We start from the raw sequence: 15,962 nt of genomic DNA on the forward strand, positions 1-15,962 counted from the left end.
AACAGGCATGTTATCAAGACTCACCATTGCCCAAAAAGTGTATTTGCTTGGATTTACCCAGTTGCTCACCATGGTGATTATGGGTGTGTTTGCCCTGTCCCAAATGAACAAAATCGGTCACGAGTTGAGCGATATTGCGGAAAAGGATATCCCGCTCACTAAGATGCTGACATCGGTCACAGAGCATCAGTTGCATCAAGCGATTCTATTTGAGAGAGCGCTCATCAAAGCGATCCGTGTTGAGCAAGGTTTATCCCAGATGAATGTATTCGAACAAGCCAAGCAAGATGTCCATGATCTGACAGTAAAAACCGCGAAAGAGATTGTTGAAGTTGAACGGTTTATGGAGCAAGCGATGCCATTGCTGTATTCATTGGAGGCGAAAGAAAAATTTAAGCGGCTCTTAGGTAAGATGAAATCTGTCGAAAAATCTTACAGTAACCTCGTTGGTGAAGTCGACAAAACAATGGACTATGGCAGCAGTGGTAACATTGAGGAGATGCTCAAGTTCTCAAAGAAAGTGGAAGCTCACGAAGATGAAATTGATCAAGCGTTAATTGCGATTCTCGATGAAGTACAAAGCTTTACCCTTGCCAGTGCTTTACAAGCGGAAGCCGATGAGAAACATGCGATAAAGTGGATGACGGTCATCGCGTTAGTGTCGATTTCGTTAGGCATCATTATGCCTTTAATAGTCACACGTGCTATCCGAACGCCAATAATGAATCTCACCGACAGGCTTAAGCAGGTGGCGGAAGGTGATGGTGACTTGACCATTCGATTGGATGATTCTTCCCGTGATGAAACGGGGACTGTGGCGAACGCGTTTAATACTTTCTTGGGCGTGTTGATGGGGACCATTACTCAAATCAATGCCAAAGCAGAAGAACTCGGGAAGTCGTCAGAAGTTGCGGTTTCAGCCATGCAACGTACCTTAGAAAATGTGGAAAAGCAGCGTTGTGATATCGAGCAGGTGGCCACCGCGATTAACCAAATGAACGCGACGACTCAGGAAGTGGCGAACAGCACAGCCAACGCGTCTTCGGTGACTGATGCAGTCAGAAAGCACGTGATGGAGGGCCAGAAAGAAGCGCTCGCGACTCAAGAAGTTATCCAAGAGCTAGCCAATGAGGTTACCACGTCATCTGGGGTGATTGAAAACCTCGTGTCTGAAACCAATAATATCGGGCAAGTATTGGAATCTATCCAAGGTATCGCCGAGCAGACTAACTTGCTGGCGCTGAATGCGGCTATCGAAGCAGCGCGCGCTGGGGAAACAGGGCGTGGTTTCGCGGTGGTTGCAGATGAGGTTCGTTCACTCGCTCAGCGCACTCAGGAAGCGACAGTGGATATTCAAAAACTGGTCGACACACTGCAGTCGGAAGCGAAAAATGCGGTGTCGAGTATGAAGAAAGGCACAGATACTGCCAAACTCTGTTTGGAGAAGAGTTCGGAGTCTGCCAACACCTTCTCTATGGCTGCTGAGTCGGTCAATGAGATAGCGGGTTTAAACTTGCAAATTGCGGCCGCCGCAGAGCAGCAGTCCACTGTGGCTCAAGATCTGGATAATAACCTGACCAATATTAAGAGCTTGGCAGAAGAAACCGCCGAAGAAACCAAGAGCACAGCGGTAGCCAGTGAAACGATCGCCAAAAACGTGATCGACCTACATAAAAATCTCAACAAGTTTCAAGTGTAAGTACTGTTTAGAGCTACGGACAAGGCCAGACTGATACTCTGGCCTTTTCCGTTATTTGTGCTTGTATTTATGCAGTAGGTCTAAAGGGATATGGCAATAATCGTGTGGATTACGAGTCAAACGATCTTGATGCTCATCATCACTTGTTACGTAATTGGTAAGTGGCAGAATTTCGACCACAATCCGATCACGGTCTGTGCGAGCATCAATGAATGCTTTGGCATTACTTAAATGTTGTGGATTTTGGCTGTAAACCCCAGTGCGATATTTTTTACCGACATCTTCGCCCTGTTTGTTGAGGCTATGAGGGTCGATTATTTCAAAGAAATAGCCCATCAGCTCCTCAATGGACACTTTTTCTGGATTAAACTGAGTGCGAACACATTCCGCGTAACCGTCGTACTCTCCTTTGGTATCTTGATTGGTGCCGTTAGCTCTGCCAGCTTCGGTCATTGAGACCCCGGGCAGATGCTTCATAAACTCTTGCACACCCCATAGGCAGCCACCGGCAAAATAGATTTCTTCCATTACGTGATCTCTTGAGATTAACTGCCACTTATTAGAGCAAAACAGCGCCAATAGCTCTATGTCTTTTTACTTTTTATCGCTCTCGCCTGAGCATCGATTTAACGGTTTGAACATTTTTCTGCATACCTGTCTTTTAAATTTTAAAAACCATAGCCTTAGAGCGCTAATTTGGTGCCTTAAATTGGCGATTTTGGGGTGTTTTAAGTTGTTGATATTGAAGGGTTTGTTTTTGTGGAAAAACAAAGGCTTAGAGTGCTAGTCTTGCGGCAACTAAGGAGAACACATGTCTATAAAGAATCAGATTTATCATCAGCAGGACTTTTCGCACCAAGACTTACAGCAGCATGTGTACGAGGGTTGTCAGTTTATCAATTGCTGCTTTGACCGTTCAGACTTGCGTGATGCTAAGTTTATCAATTGTAAGTTCATTGAAGCACAAGCACTGGAAGGATGCAGCTTTCAATATGCTAACCTCAAGGATGCCAGCTTTGAAAACTGTATGTTAGCCATGAACCAGTTCGTCGGGGCGGAGTGTTTTGGGATTGAGTTTAGGCAGTGCGATTTAAAAGGGGCGAACTTTCAACGGGCTAATTTTGTTAATCGCATCAGTCACTCGGCCTACTTTTGTTCAGCCTACATTACCGGCTGTAACCTGACTTACGCTAATTTTGAGCGTACCTTGTTAGAAAAGTGCGAGTTATTTGAAAACCGTTGGAAGGGAGCCAATCTTTTCGGCGCGAGTATGCAGGGGGCAGATTTGTCGCGCGGTGAGTTCAGTAAGGAGCAGTGGGGCACATTCAACCTAGAGAACGCAGACCTAACTCATGTTGATTCTAGAGGGTCTAGACATGCGCCGTGTCTCCCTCCATGGTGTGAAGATCTGTGACTGGCAGCAAGAACAACTCCTGTCGCCGTTTGGTTTGATAGTCCTTGGTTAAAATGGCGACTTTAAAACAGTACCCAACGAATTGACAATGAAATAACGGCGAGTGAAAAGACACTCGCCAACCAGATTAAGACAAACCATCCTAACTGCTTCATCAGTGATACCCCTCACCGTGTTTGAGCTTTCCTCTGAATACCCAGTAAGAATAAGCGCTGTAGGCGATGATCATGGGCAGCAAAATAGCGGCTCCAACCAGTAAGAATGCTAAGCTGGAATCTGGCCCTGCGACCTCTTGATACGTGAGGGCAAAAGGAACCAAGTAGGGATAGGTGCTGACACCAAAACCGAGGGCTGAGATAACAAATAGCCCAATACCGCAAAGGTAAGCCTTGAGGGCTTTGTGTTGCAACAAAGCGGAAAAAAAGTGCCCAGATACACATCGCAGCAGTGATTGGAATGACGAGGAAAAGTAAGGTGTTAGGGAAGCTGAACCAACGTTCAAATACTAATCCATTGCTCAGCGGCAACCATAGGCTGACGATGGTGATGCAGCAAACTAATGCCAGCCCCCATCGTCTCGCGACCGTGTAGTAACGGCTAATAAGGTCATCGGGTAATTTCATGATCAACCAGCAAGCGCCTAAAAGTACATATGCACACACCAAAGCCACGGCACAGAAGAGGCTGAAGGGGCTTAACCAGTCAAACCAACCGCCCGCATAGGCACGTCCTTCGACATCGATCCCTTGGAGAAGGGCACCGAGCATAATGCCTTGCATCGCTGTTGCCAGTAGTGAGCCCAAAAAGAACGCGCCGTCCCATAGGAACTTGCCCCGTTTGGTTCTGAAGCGGTACTCAAACGAAACCCCTCGGAGTATCAGGCCCAACAGCATGAGGATCAGCGGGGCATAAAGTGCTGGCATGACGACGGCATAAGCCAGCGGGAACACTGCGAATAATCCGCCACCACCTAACACCAGCCATGTCTCGTTGCCATCCCAGACAGGGGCAATGCTGTTCATCATGAGATCGCGTTCGTTTTCACTGTGAGCGCTGGGGTAGAGAATACCAATTCCGAGATCAAACCCATCCAAAATGACATAGATGAGGACAGCTAACCCGATTAATCCGTACCATATTAGTGCGTAATCCATAGCGCCTTCCTCATGTTAGATGGTTGGAATGAGAAGCAGGTGGAGAATCTGTGCCATCAGGGAGGCGACTGTCCAACGACTCTTCATATTTTGTTGGTGATTTACGCATCAAGCGCAACAGATAAAAGAATCCAGCTCCGAAGACAACAAAATACACAACGATAAACGCGGTTAAGGAAACGCTTATCGCTGCGGCGTCAATAGGCGACGCAGAATCGGCAGTAGTGAGTAACCCGTACACCGTATAAGGTTGGCGGCCGACTTCAGTGGTTATCCAGCCAGCCAATACAGCAATAAAGCCTGCTGGTCCGAAGGCGACGCACAGTTTGTGGAACCAAGGTGTTTTAAAGAGAGCATTGCGTTTGCGTAGCCACAAACTGCACAGACCGATGAAGAGCATGCCAAAGCCAATCCCGACCATCACTCTGAAGCTCCAGAACACAATACCAACAGGAGGGTGTTGATTCGCTGGAAACGCATCAAGCCCCTTGACTTCGCCATCCCAGTCATGCGTCAGGATCAGGCTGCCGAGTTTCGGTATCTCAACTTTGTACTCCACTTCCTGAATGTCATCGTTGGGGATACCAAACAGGATTAATGGTGCCCCTTTGTGTGATTGGTAGTGACCTTCCATCGCCGCGACTTTGGCTGGCTGATGTTCCAAGGTGTTCAAACCGTGCATGTCCCCGGCAACAATCTGTATTGGCGTGACAATCGCGGCCATCCACATCGCCATTGAAAACATTGTCCGAGCGAGAGGGTTGTGCGGGGCTGAGAGTAAGTGGTAGGCACCCACAGCTGCCACGACAAAGGCTGTGGTTAGATAGGCGGCGAGTAGCATATGAACTAATCGATATGGAAAAGAAGGGTTGAAGACGATTTCGAACCAACTCTCTGGAATGAATTGACCTACTTCATTAATTGAATAACCTGCGGGCGTTTGCATCCAGCTGTTAACAGAAAGTATCCAAAATGCAGAAAGAAATGTGCCGAAAGCGACAACGCAAGTTGAAGCAAAATGGAGCTTTTTCCCGACCCTGTCCATTCCGAATAGCATGACACCGAGAAAGCCTGCTTCAAGGAAAAAGGCGGTAAACACTTCATAGCCCATCAAAGGTCCGAGTATCGGCCCTGTTTTGTCGGCAAAAACACTCCAATTTGTACCGAACTGATAGCTAAGTACAATTCCACTAACTACCCCCATGCCAAAACTTATCGCGAAGATTTTCAGCCAGTACTTGTACAACTGAAGATACTTTTCATTGTTCGTTTTCAACCACAAGCCTTCCAGCACGGCCAAGTAGCTTGCTAGGCCAATAGTAAAAGCCGGAAAAATAATGTGAAAAGAGACTGTAAATGCAAACTGGAATCTTGCTAAATCAACGGCCAGCGTTTCCATGACACGCTCCTCGCGGTGAACATACTTTTATGTACGATGTCTGGTCAATGATTGTTCATAACCTGAGAAAATTAGTAGTGCGCCAATTGGTGGGAACGCTCGTAAATAGAATAAACAAGTCAATTCGGAAGCAAAGATATGAGCTTGAAAAGTAGAATAGATGCCATGGCCCCCAATTTTGAACCCGGCGGCAAATACGAAAAGTTTTATCCTATATTCGAGGCCGCGGCGACAATTTTTTACACGCCAGGTTTGGTGAACCGAGGCGCGACTCATGTGCGTGACAGCATAGACTTGAAACGCATCATGATCATGGTGTGGTTGGCGACTTTCCCTGCAATGTTTTGGGGGATGTTCAATATCGGCAACCAGTCTTCCATGGCGCTGCTGAGTGTGTACTCAGCGGCTGAGTTGGAGTCTGTGGTTGCCGAGAGCTGGAGGTTAATGATGGCTTTCGGCTCTGCACAGGGCGTCGCCGATGCAGGCTGGATGAGTAAGATGTTGCTAGGAGCAACCTACTTCATACCCGTCTACGCCACCGTGTTTATTGTTGGAGGGTTTTGGGAAGTCTTGTTTGCTGTAGTGAGAAAGCATGAGGTCAACGAGGGTTTTTTTGTCAGCTCTGTGCTGTTTTCTCTTATCCTCCCAGCGACCATTCCCCTGTGGCAAGCGGCGCTTGGTATCACCTTTGGTATTGTGGTGGCAAAAGAGATTTTTGGTGGCACAGGTCGAAATTTTTTGAATCCTGCTCTGGCTGGGAGAGCGTTTCTCTACTTTGCCTATCCTGCCAATATGTCAGGCGGCGCGGTATGGGTTGCCGCTGATGGTTATTCCGGTGCGACACCGCTGAGTCAATGGTATGAAGGTGGTCAAGGTGCTCTGATCAACAACATGACGGGTGAGGTGTTGGCCTGGAGCGATGCCTTCTTGGGTAACCTACCCGGATCGATGGGCGAAGTCTCTACGTTGTTGATCATGCTGGCTGGCTTGTTTCTCATTGCGATGAGAATCGCGTCATGGCGGATCGTTGCAGGGGTAATTGTTGGGCTGGTTGTGGCTTCGACCTTGCTAAACGTAATAGGCTCTCAAACTAATCCTATGTTCTCGATGCCTTTCCACTGGCACTTCGTGTTGGGTGGTGTGGCCTTTGGTACTTTCTTTATGGCCACAGATCCTGTCTCAGCAGCGTTTACCAACAAAGGGAAATGGGCTTATGGTATTCTCATTGGTGTGATGACGATAGGTATTAGGGCGCTCAACCCGGCTTACCCCGAAGGGATAATGCTGGCTATTCTCTTTGCAAATTTGTTCGCTCCATTGTTCGATTTCATGGTTAAAGAAGCCAACATTAAAAGAAGAGTAAAACGGAGCCATCACTAGTTAAATGAAAAAACAGCATTTACCACAAAAAATATGTCTGGTCTGCCACAGACCGTTCACATGGCGCCATAAATGGCGCCGCTGTTGGCAAGAGGTCAAGTATTGTTCAGAGCGTTGTCGAAGACATCGCGTTCACCAAGGGAGTGTTTCTCCATTATAACTCAGGAAGCGACCACTACTATCTGGTGTCGCTTCAGCGATGATCTTGACCAAATCTTCTGCCACTCTATCAGGGGCAAACAATTTTCCTTCCGGTACGTTGGTCTGGAAGGGCTTTGATAGCGCGGTGTCGGTTGTCCCTGGGTGGAGAGAAAGCACACATGCTTTAGGCATTGTTCTTCCCCATTCAATGCTCAGGGTTTTAAGTAGCATATTGAGTGCTGCTTTCGATGAGCGATAGCTATACCAGCCTCCCAGATGATTATCGCTAATGCTGCCGACTTTGGCAGAGATAGTGGCGAATTTAGGCTGCTGGCTTTGTTTTAACGACCGTTGGAAATGTTTGGCGATCAGCATAGTGGGTAGAGCGTTATGCATGATATTTTTGATGTAAAAGTCCGGGTCAAATGACTTAAGGTTTTTCTCTGGCCCATGACACTCATCATGGAGTACTCCAACGGCATTTACAATCCAATCTACAGACTCGATTTCGCCTGCTAGTGACTCGACTTGCGCTTCGTTAGTGACATCCAGCTGGTGCCAAATAATAGATTCGGCGGCCTTAATGGGTTGATGCTTTCTGTAAGTAGCATGCACTTCCATGCCCGGGTAGTGTTGGACTAAGTTGCGACAAATTGCATGCCCGATACCACCGTTTCCGCCCAAAATAAGTACTTTCATGAGTTACCCTAGGATTTAGATGCGTGTAGAGAGAATAAGACGTATAAGTTCGACTTCTCATCTTTTTACGGCTGATAAGTTGAGAGAGATTAATGTCTGATTACTTTTTATTTAGCGCTTCTTTTTGAGGATTGTGATGCTTTAGTCGCTGATTTGTGTGATTAATTTCACGCAAATAGCAAAGACTTACACAGATTTCTATAAAAAGCGGAGTTCCCTTCTAAAGTCATAATTCTATAAGCTAACTTTATATGTGCTAGGTTTCTTAATTTAGAGTGTGTATGTTATGCCACTTGTTAAACGGAATTTAATGGTCTTAGGTCTCGGCTCGTTATTGATTGGTGTGGCGGCTCTTTTTGCCAGCCAGCACGAGTGGCGAGACAAGAAGGGTGATACCGAAATAAGGGTTGGTGTCACTCTGACACCGCTTGCTTCCCCTTTTTGATCGCTGAACATCTCGGTCTGTTTGAACGCTATGGGCTCGATGTCACTCTCTATCCGTGCTCAAGTGGTGTTGCTTGTACTCACTTGATGTTAAACCGAGACGTAGAATACGCTACGGCTTCTGAATCTGTGGTGATGTTTCAGAGTTTTGAACGTGAGGACTTGGCACTACTGGTGAGCTTTGTTGAATCAGATAATGATCTTAAGCTGCTGACGCTAAATCCATCTCAAGTTCACGATGTGCGATCTTTACAAGGGAGAAAGATCGGCGTTGTCAAAGGCAGTGCTAGCGAGTTTTACTTTGATTCAGTGCTGATTGCTAACAATCTCAAAAGCCTGAATGTAGAAAAAGTCTACCTTCAACCTCATGAGCTGGTCCCAGCGCTTTTGTCCTACCGTGTCGATGCGATTTCGGCTTGGGAGCCTATGGGATATAAAGCGGATATTCTATCCGCTGCTGAAGTGAAAAACCTCGGCACGCCGGGGATTTATCAGCAGTCATTTAACTTGTTATCGACGATGCCTTATCTGGCGTTTGCGGGCAAAGAGCCGATGTATTTGCTCGGTGCGCTTGATGAAGCTGTAACATGGATCAATGCCAACCCGAGTAAGGCACTCAACATTATCACTAAGCGCCTCAATATTCCTGCCAATCAGGTCAAGTGGTCCTGGGAAGATTACGTTTTCCGTTTATCGCTGGGCAATTCATTACTTTCTAATCTCCAATTACAAGCTAGGTGGGCGGTAGAAAGTGGCTTAGTCGTAGGCGAACAGCCCGATTTCAGAGATCTTTTTTTTACTCAACCTTATCAACAAATTATTGCTTTGCGAGAGTAGACTATGCTGAATTCACTGTTTAAAAAGCTCTTTGTATTGTCGACCACAACCTTAATGCTGACGTTGTTCATCATTGTTTCTTTTGCCAAAGTAGCTCAAGAGCAACGCGTAACCAAAGCCGATTTAGATCAGATCATTGATTTACAATTGTCTGTTGATTTACTGAGAAGCCAGTTGTGGGTTTTTCTTCAATATGGTGATGAAGCGAGTCTCAGCGAAGTGGACGTGGCTCAAGCCGAATTGGCGACTAAGTTAACCGCTTATAAGAAAAATAATAGTCAGCTAGGCAACATCCAGCGGATGAATCAGAGTTTAAACGCCTTACTCAACAAAGAGAAACAAGTCTACTTTTTATCAATTAATGGGCTAGATGACCAAGGCTTGGCGAATATCAATTCACGTGGTCTGCTTCATTCACGTTACAATATGATTGTACAAAACATGACGGAAGAGCTGGCGTATGTTCATCAGTCTGTACTTAATCGCAATGCGAAAAGTTTGCATCAGGTGATGATTTATGCCGCAGCATGGTTGATCATCTGTTCCGTTTTAGTCAGTGCAACGGCCTGGTTAATCTCGTTTCGTTTCAAGTCGGGTGCTGAAGCGATGAAAAATGCGATCCTCGATTTGGCTGAAGGGAAATTAGACTCGAAAGTTGAAGCCGTGAAAATGGATACCGAATTCCGAGTCATGGCGCAATTTTTTAACCAGATGACTTTGTCTCTGTGTGACACCACAGTGACTAAGCAAGAGTTGGAAGAAGAGGTGATGCGCCAGACGCAGCAGCTTAAACACAAGCAAGAACAATTGATCTTCTTATCTGAGCATGATCCTCTGACCAATCTGGTTAACCGACGCGCATTTGATAGAGCCTTAGAGAATGCCATCGTTAAGGCTAACCGCACTCAATGTAAGCTGGCGATTTTCTTTATTGATTTGGATGACTTCAAATCTGTGAATGACACATTCGGTCATGAAGCGGGAGATGCTATTCTTGTCGAGGTTGCCAATCGTATCACAGCGGCAATTCGTGAATCTGATTTTGCTGGCCGTTTTGGTGGGGATGAGTTTGTCATCTGTCTCGATCTTTTGTATGACTTTGATATTGTGCCGAAAAAGGCTGAGCAACTGCTGGATGTGATTAACGCTCCGATTCAGTTTAATGGTCGTACGCTCAAAGTCGGTGCCAGTATTGGCGTCAGTTATTTCCCCGATCAAACTAAAAACAAAGAAGCTCTGCTGAGTGTCGCTGATGAGGCGATGTATCGAGCGAAAAAGATGGCGGGTTCCGCGTGTTTTGATGGCAAAACAACAGTGTGTAGGAAAGGGTCGAAATCAGTCAGATTAACCTCTATCAATGATTAAAGTGATAATGAGCTTAGCGTGATCTAAGCAAGGGTACTGCAAGGCTCTGCTGAGAAGTGGCTAGTTGGTTAAACATTTCGTTCTCTTTTTCGTCTCTCGCTTAGACATGATTCTCAACCCAGTGTACGCAGTGAATGTACCATGAGTCACGCACCATGAGTCAAAGCGCTATAGGCTACCGCTCGCCTCATTTTGAATTCAGGCCAGTTCGGGTATTTTTGAATGGTTTGGTATCAGGTTCGGTCTTGCTCATCGATTAACAGTTCCGTCAAGTCCTGAATACTCTCAATGTGTTCTGCTACTGGGCGCTTGTTTGGGTTGTACCAGATGGTTTGCAACCCAGCTTCGTTGGCTGGATAAATGTCTTTTTCAAGCACATCACCAACCATGACGAGTTGGTGTGGTGGATGACATAGCGTTTTCGCTATCTCAAGGTAAAACTCCGCGCTGTTTTTATCCAACCCTAAATTCGCTTTACAGAAGTAACCGTTTATATACGGATCCAACCCCACTCTTTGAAAGGCTTGCTGTATGTCTTGTTCCGATGAATCTTGCGCACTGGTTGCTACGTAGATCGGATACTGAAGGCTAAGTGCTTTGAGCGTGCATTCCGCGTTTTTAACGGCTTTAACATTCGGCCACAAGTACATTTTTCCTTGTTGATCAGGAAAATCGACCATCAAGGTATTGCCCCAATCAAATAGATAGATTTTGTTCATTGCTCTCTCCGTGACGTTGTGACCTCGTGATTTCCCACCGATGGTTATCACTCTAGAGGTAAATTTCGCCGAAATGTGGATGTATTTACCTTGGTTATAGTTTTAATTTTCGTCGCTGTTCTTTCTAAGGCTATGTATTTATGTGCTTATCATCTTGGCATTCTCTTTGCTGACCGTTTTTTACCTCAGTGTTGGCTAGCTGAATGTGGCTATCAATAAAAGCCATTAATATTATGGATATTTCGTACCTCCATGATGTCAAAGCTAGTGCTTACACGTATAACATAGTACCTGACTTTAATGGTCAGGTAAGAATAATAGGCTGTCATTCTAATAAGGATTATTTATGAACATTAAGCCGTTACGTTGGTTGCTTCCGTTCGTTATTCTTGGAAGCGCTTACGCTGGCTATGCCGCGATTGCGTCGAGTGCTCCCGAAGATGCTGATCAGAAACCTGACAAGAAACCTCTGACTGTTACAGTCTCAACCGTTCACTCAAGTGATCACAAGGTGCTTATTACTAGTCATGGTGAACTGATACCTGTAGAAGTGACTCAGCTCTCAGCTCAGGTTTCAGGTGAGGTCATTGATTGGCATCCGAACTTTGTTGCTGGTGGTGTGGTGAAAAGGGGCGAAACCCTATTCACAATTGAAAGTGACAACTATCAAGCAGCAGTACTTCAAGCAGAGGCTGACTTGGCGAGTGCCCGAGCTGCGTTGATTGAAGAAAAAGCCAAAGCGGAGGTGGCTAAACGACAGGCGAAAAACCTGCCAGCTAAGCAGGTGACGGATCTTTATTTGCGCAAACCTCAGGTACTAAGTGCCATGGCTCAGGTGAAATCTGCACAGGCTGCGCTCAAGCGCGCCAATCGAGATCTTGAAAATTGCAAAATAGTTGCACCCTATGATGCTTTGGTCGTAGCGAGGGATATTGGTGTTGGCCAGTACATTTCAGCTGGAGCGCATGTGGCGACGTTAAACAATATTGAAGCGGCTGAAATACATATTCCCATTGCTGGATTTGATAGTGCCTTTTTACCGCAGCAATACGCTGGTCTTTCTGCCAATGTGATTCAGCGAGGGATTGTAGACATTCAACGTGAGGGGGTGATTAAACGTGACCTTGGCGTTGTTGATAGCACGACTCGAATGATCAATATGGTCGTTGGTATTGATGACCCATATGCGATTAATGCCGATGCTTCTCCACTCCAGTTTGGTTCCTATGTTGAAGTGCAATTTGTTGGTAAGGAACTAAAGCACATTTACCGTTTGCCACAAGAGTTGGTGAACAATCGACAGGTATGGGTAGTCAACGAGAACAATGAACTAGAACCCCGTACGGTCAATGTTCTGCGAGCAGAGAAAGAATTTATGCTCATCAGTGAAGGCTTGACGGACGAGGATCAGATCGTGTTAACCGTTCCTGAGTATCCGCAAAAAGGGATGCAAGTTGAAGTCGCTGTCGTTCCAACAGACTCTGAGCAATAAGGACGACACATGGACGATTCAAAACAAAAAGGGCTCATTGCTTACTTTGCTCACAATCCAGTTGCTGCCAACCTTCTTATGGTGTTTGTGCTGATTGTCGGAACGGTCAGCTTTTTCTTTATTCAACGTCAAATGTTTCCCAATATTGAAGTTAACTACATCAATGTGAGTGCTCAGTACCCAGGCGCGTCTCCACAGGAAGTCGAAGAGAGTATTCTCATCAAACTCGAAGAGTCGCTCAAAGACGTTACAGGGATCAAAAAGGCAGTAACGACGGCATCGCGAGGCAGTGGGGCGATAGAGATAGAGGTGGATGTTGATCAAGATGTTGACGATGTGCTGGATAAGGTCAAACAGAAGGTGGACTCGGTCTCAAATTTTCCCGCTGCAATGGAGCCTATTCAGGTTTATCAGTTTGAATTTCGCCAGGATGTGATTGAAATGGCGTTGGTTGGTAACCGCTCGCTTCTAGAGCTCAAGCCGATAGCCAAGCAGATCGAAGATGAACTGCTGCAGCTACAAAATGTCGCTTTGGTCGAGCTTAGTGCACCGGACTATGAAATCGCGATTGAAGTTGAGCCGCAGATACTGCGCAAATATAACCTAACGCTTAACGATATCACACAAGCGATCCAGCGTTATTCCGCGAACTACTCAGCAGGAGAGGTGAGAACGAATACAGGGATGATATCGGTTCGTATCGAAAATCAGTACTACAACGGCGATGAGTTTCGCGATATCCCTGTCAAAATCGGAGCGAATGGCGGCAAGGTATTGCTTCAGGATATCGCCACTATTAAAGATGGCTTTACAGAGGATGACCGATACTTCAAGTATTCTGGTGACAACGCCATTTACCTTTCTGTAAAAGCGACCAAAGACCAAAATATGGTGACGGTTGCTGAATCAGTGAAGTCTTACATTGAACAAAAGAATGCGCAATTGCCATCAGACTTGAAGATCAAAACTTTGGTCGACATGACCTATTACCTTAATGCACGTCTCGATATGATGCTGAAAAACTTGCTGCAAGGTGCTGTTTTGGTTGCATTAATGCTTAGCCTTTTCTTGCGCGTCAAACTGGCAATGTGGGTAATGATAGGTTTACCTGTCTGTTTCCTCGGGGCAGTGATGTTAATGCCTGCGATTGGTGTCAGCATCAATATTGTCTCCCTGTTCGCTTTCATTATGGTGTTAGGCATAGTCGTTGATGACGCTATTGTCATCGGTGAGAGTGCTTATTCTGAGATCGAGAAAAGCGGCGGCGGGGTTGATAATGTGGTACGTGGTGTTAAGCGCGTGGCGACGCCAGCTACGTTTGGCGTCCTTACTACGATTGCCGTATTCGCGCCGTTTTTGATGTCAAAGGGCATTGAACGTGCCTTCTTCTTTGGTATCGCAGCGATAGTGATTCTGTGTCTCATCTTCAGCTTGATTGAGTCCAAGCTGATCTTACCGTCACACTTGGCACATTCGAACTTTAAGCCGATTAAAAAGGGAAGCTGGCGAGATAGATTCAACCAGCGTTTCTTTAGTTTTGTTCATGGTCCGTACAAGCGCTTTGTTACCGCTTGTACTTACTGGCGCTGGAGCGTATTTGCTGGATTTGCAGCGTTGCTTGTGTTCAGCATTGCTTTGGTTATGGCGAACTACGTGAGAATCATACCATCGCCGAAAGTACCGCATGACTTCCCAAGCATTAAGCTGGTGATGAACGACAATGTGTCAAGTACACAGACTATCGACGCCTTGAAGCTGATTGAGAGTACGGTGCTAAAAATTGATGAGGAAACGGAGAAGCAAACCGGTCAGAACATGATTAGAGACGTTCTGACGTTTAATCAGGGGCGTAAAGAAGGTCGTTTGGTGATCCCACTAGTGGATGAAGAACTTCGTCCTTTTAATACGTTTGAGCTGGCCCGTCGCTGGCGTGAATCGTTGCCCGTGATACCCGGTCTGAAAATGCTGACTATTGCAGACAATGTTAACGATGATGGGAAAGGCGATGAGTTCGGTTTCCTTCTATACGGTGCCGATATCGAGACGCTCAACGCGGCAGGAAGGACATTGATCCTTGAACTCAAGCAGCAGGAAGGGTTATTTGATATCTCGTCTTCTATTGATTCTGGTAGTCAGGAAGTTCTGTTGTCTCTGGCACCAGTTGCCTATGATTTGGGGCTTAACCTTTCTGATATTGCATTACAAGTTGGCGGAAGCTTCTATGGCGGCGAGGCGCAACGTGTGCTGCGTGATGGAGAAGAGATCAAAGTGATGGTTCGTTACCCTAAGCTGACCAGAGAAGCATTTGCTTCGTTGCGCTATGCGGTGATCACTACCCCGGAAGGTAAGAAAGTGATGCTGGGCGATGTCGTGAACATTAACCAGAAACCAGGGGTAAGCAGTATTCGTCGTGAAGGAGGCTACCGTAGCGTCTATGTTTATGGTTCTATTGACGAAGAGTTGGTGGAACCAGACGAAGTGGTTGGCAGGATCCATGAGCAGATTATTCCAGACATCCTAGGAGATTATCCTGGTGTGACAAGCGAGCTTGGTGGCACGATTGAAGAACAACAAGCTCAGCAAGATGAGCAAAAAATCTTCTTTGTTGCAGGGATGATCATCGTCTATATCTTATTGGCCGTGCCGCTGAAGAGTTATACCCAACCACTTATCATCATGTCAGTGATCCCGTTTAGCCTCACGGGCGCAATCTGGGGACATTATTGGTTTGGTTTGGACCTTAGTATGATGTCGAGCTTTGGTTTGATAGCCGCCGCTGGGGTTGTGGTGAATGACTCGTTAGTCATGACCGATTACGTCAATCATGTGCGTGCTCGTGGGGTGGCAATTAAGGAGGCTGTGATTGAAGCTGGTTGTGCAAGGTTCCGTGCTATTACACTGACTTCAATCACTACGTTCGTTGGCGTTTTACCCATTATGTTTGAAACGAGTTTGCAGGCAAGATTCGTGATTCCAATGGCGGTTGCTTTAGGTTTTGCCGTGTTGTTTGCTACCTTACTAACGTTAGTGCTCGTTCCTTGCTTGTACCTGATGCTGGATGACATTAAGGGCATCTTCCGCTGGATAAAACAGAAACTGACTCGCCGCTCGTCAGGCAAGGTTGTTGAACAGTAATTCAGACACAAGGGGGCAATTAAGCCCCTTTTTTATATCTGACCAAGGCCAGTTTTCTTTGTTGACCTGTCTAGAGCTTCATAG

11 protein-coding genes and 3 pseudogenes are annotated in these 15,962 nt (G+C 46.2%); 8 read left to right on the forward strand and 6 right to left on the reverse strand.

The features are described from left to right. Positions 1-7 precede the first annotated feature (7 nt). The gene (locus KW548_22625) at positions 8-1,699 is read left to right on the forward strand and encodes a methyl-accepting chemotaxis protein (protein QXX08423.1); all 1,692 of its coding nucleotides are present in this window, start codon (positions 8-10) and stop codon (positions 1,697-1,699) included. A 51-nt stretch (positions 1,700-1,750) separates the two neighbouring features. Here KW548_22625 and KW548_22630 read toward each other — a convergent pair whose 3' ends face one another. Then, positions 1,751-2,227 carry a peptide-methionine (S)-S-oxide reductase gene (locus KW548_22630; GenBank protein QXX08424.1) on the reverse strand — a complete coding sequence of 159 codons (477 nt, stop codon included), beginning with the start codon at positions 2,225-2,227 and terminating at the stop codon, positions 1,751-1,753. A gap of 283 nt (positions 2,228-2,510) precedes the next feature. Between KW548_22630 and KW548_22635 the strand changes: the two are divergent. Next, positions 2,511-3,165, forward strand: a pseudogene (locus tag KW548_22635) (Qnr family pentapeptide repeat protein). 10 nt (positions 3,166-3,175) lie between these two features. Here KW548_22635 and KW548_22640 read toward each other — a convergent pair. The 3 genes and pseudogenes from KW548_22640 to KW548_22650 all read right to left on the reverse strand — a co-directional run bounded on the left by KW548_22640 (position 3,176) and on the right by KW548_22650 (position 5,666). Continuing rightward, complete coding sequence (locus tag KW548_22640; protein QXX08425.1) at positions 3,176-3,268, reverse strand: DUF2474 family protein; 93 nt, start codon at positions 3,266-3,268, stop codon at positions 3,176-3,178. Beyond that, positions 3,268-4,267, reverse strand: a pseudogene (cydB, locus tag KW548_22645) (cytochrome d ubiquinol oxidase subunit II). The gene KW548_22640 and the pseudogene cydB overlap by 1 nt, the downstream one beginning before the upstream one ends. Positions 4,268-4,277: 10 nt before the next feature. Then, positions 4,278-5,666, reverse strand: a complete 1,389-nt coding sequence (locus tag KW548_22650; protein QXX08426.1) for a cytochrome ubiquinol oxidase subunit I — start codon at positions 5,664-5,666, stop codon at positions 4,278-4,280. Between the two features lie 138 nt (positions 5,667-5,804). Here KW548_22650 and KW548_22655 point away from each other — a divergent pair, with 138 nt between their 5' ends. Next, positions 5,805-7,046 (forward strand): NADH:ubiquinone reductase (Na(+)-transporting) subunit B, encoded by a 1,242-nt coding sequence (locus KW548_22655; protein QXX08427.1) that lies wholly within the window; start codon positions 5,805-5,807, stop codon positions 7,044-7,046. Positions 7,047-7,050: 4 nt separating this feature from the next. Continuing rightward, a complete protein-coding gene (locus KW548_22660) occupies positions 7,051-7,206 on the forward strand; it encodes a DUF2256 domain-containing protein (GenBank protein QXX08428.1) in 156 nt (51 codons plus the stop codon). On the opposite strand, the gene KW548_22665 is transcribed toward KW548_22660, so the two are convergent. Then, on the reverse strand, positions 7,179-7,886 hold the full coding sequence (locus KW548_22665) for an SDR family oxidoreductase (GenBank protein QXX08429.1): 708 nt from the start codon (positions 7,884-7,886) through the stop codon (positions 7,179-7,181). The genes KW548_22660 and KW548_22665 overlap by 28 nt on opposite strands. 310 nt (positions 7,887-8,196) lie before the next feature. Between KW548_22665 and KW548_22670 the strand changes: the two are divergent. After that, a pseudogene (locus KW548_22670) lies at positions 8,197-9,167 on the forward strand (ABC transporter substrate-binding protein). Between the two features lie 3 nt (positions 9,168-9,170). Further along, positions 9,171-10,532, forward strand: coding sequence for a diguanylate cyclase (locus tag KW548_22675; protein ID QXX08430.1), 1,362 nt, complete (start codon positions 9,171-9,173; stop codon positions 10,530-10,532). Positions 10,533-10,765: 233 nt separating this feature from the next. Here the strand turns inward: KW548_22675 and KW548_22680 are convergent, their stop codons facing one another. Next, entirely contained in the window at positions 10,766-11,251 is a 486-nt protein-coding gene (locus tag KW548_22680) for an HAD hydrolase-like protein (protein ID QXX08431.1), read from the reverse strand. 346 nt (positions 11,252-11,597) lie between these two features. Between KW548_22680 and KW548_22685 the strand changes: the two genes are divergently transcribed. Both KW548_22685 and KW548_22690 read left to right on the forward strand, forming a co-directional pair. After that, positions 11,598-12,743: an efflux RND transporter periplasmic adaptor subunit gene (locus KW548_22685; protein ID QXX08432.1), complete on the forward strand. Its 1,146-nt coding sequence runs from the start codon at positions 11,598-11,600 to the stop codon at positions 12,741-12,743. 9 nt (positions 12,744-12,752) lie between these two features. Further along, complete coding sequence (locus KW548_22690; protein ID QXX08433.1) at positions 12,753-15,878, forward strand: efflux RND transporter permease subunit; 3,126 nt, start codon at positions 12,753-12,755, stop codon at positions 15,876-15,878. Positions 15,879-15,962 lie beyond the last annotated feature (84 nt).

This window comes from Vibrio neptunius (assembly GCA_019339365.1).
Classification (GTDB): Bacteria; Pseudomonadota; Gammaproteobacteria; order Enterobacterales; family Vibrionaceae; genus Vibrio; species Vibrio neptunius.

What these genes read in the sequence shown, in the direction of transcription:
- KW548_22640 (QXX08425.1), bottom strand. Translation starts at nt 3,268, where the DNA reads ATGAAGCAGTTAGGATGGTTTGTCTTAATCTGGTTGGCGAGTGTCTTT.
- KW548_22660 (QXX08428.1), top strand. Translation starts at nt 7,051, where the DNA reads ATGAAAAAACAGCATTTACCACAAAAAATATGTCTGGTCTGCCACAGA.
- KW548_22665 (QXX08429.1), bottom strand. Translation starts at nt 7,886, where the DNA reads ATGAAAGTACTTATTTTGGGCGGAAACGGTGGTATCGGGCATGCAATT.
- KW548_22650 (QXX08426.1), bottom strand. Translation starts at nt 5,666, where the DNA reads ATGGAAACGCTGGCCGTTGATTTAGCAAGATTCCAGTTTGCATTTACA.
- KW548_22675 (QXX08430.1), top strand. Translation starts at nt 9,171, where the DNA reads ATGCTGAATTCACTGTTTAAAAAGCTCTTTGTATTGTCGACCACAACC.
- KW548_22630 (QXX08424.1), bottom strand. Translation starts at nt 2,227, where the DNA reads ATGGAAGAAATCTATTTTGCCGGTGGCTGCCTATGGGGTGTGCAAGAG.
- KW548_22680 (QXX08431.1), bottom strand. Translation starts at nt 11,251, where the DNA reads ATGAACAAAATCTATCTATTTGATTGGGGCAATACCTTGATGGTCGAT.
- KW548_22625 (QXX08423.1), top strand. Translation starts at nt 8, where the DNA reads ATGTTATCAAGACTCACCATTGCCCAAAAAGTGTATTTGCTTGGATTT.
- KW548_22685 (QXX08432.1), top strand. Translation starts at nt 11,598, where the DNA reads ATGAACATTAAGCCGTTACGTTGGTTGCTTCCGTTCGTTATTCTTGGA.
- KW548_22690 (QXX08433.1), top strand. Translation starts at nt 12,753, where the DNA reads ATGGACGATTCAAAACAAAAAGGGCTCATTGCTTACTTTGCTCACAAT.
- KW548_22655 (QXX08427.1), top strand. Translation starts at nt 5,805, where the DNA reads ATGAGCTTGAAAAGTAGAATAGATGCCATGGCCCCCAATTTTGAACCC.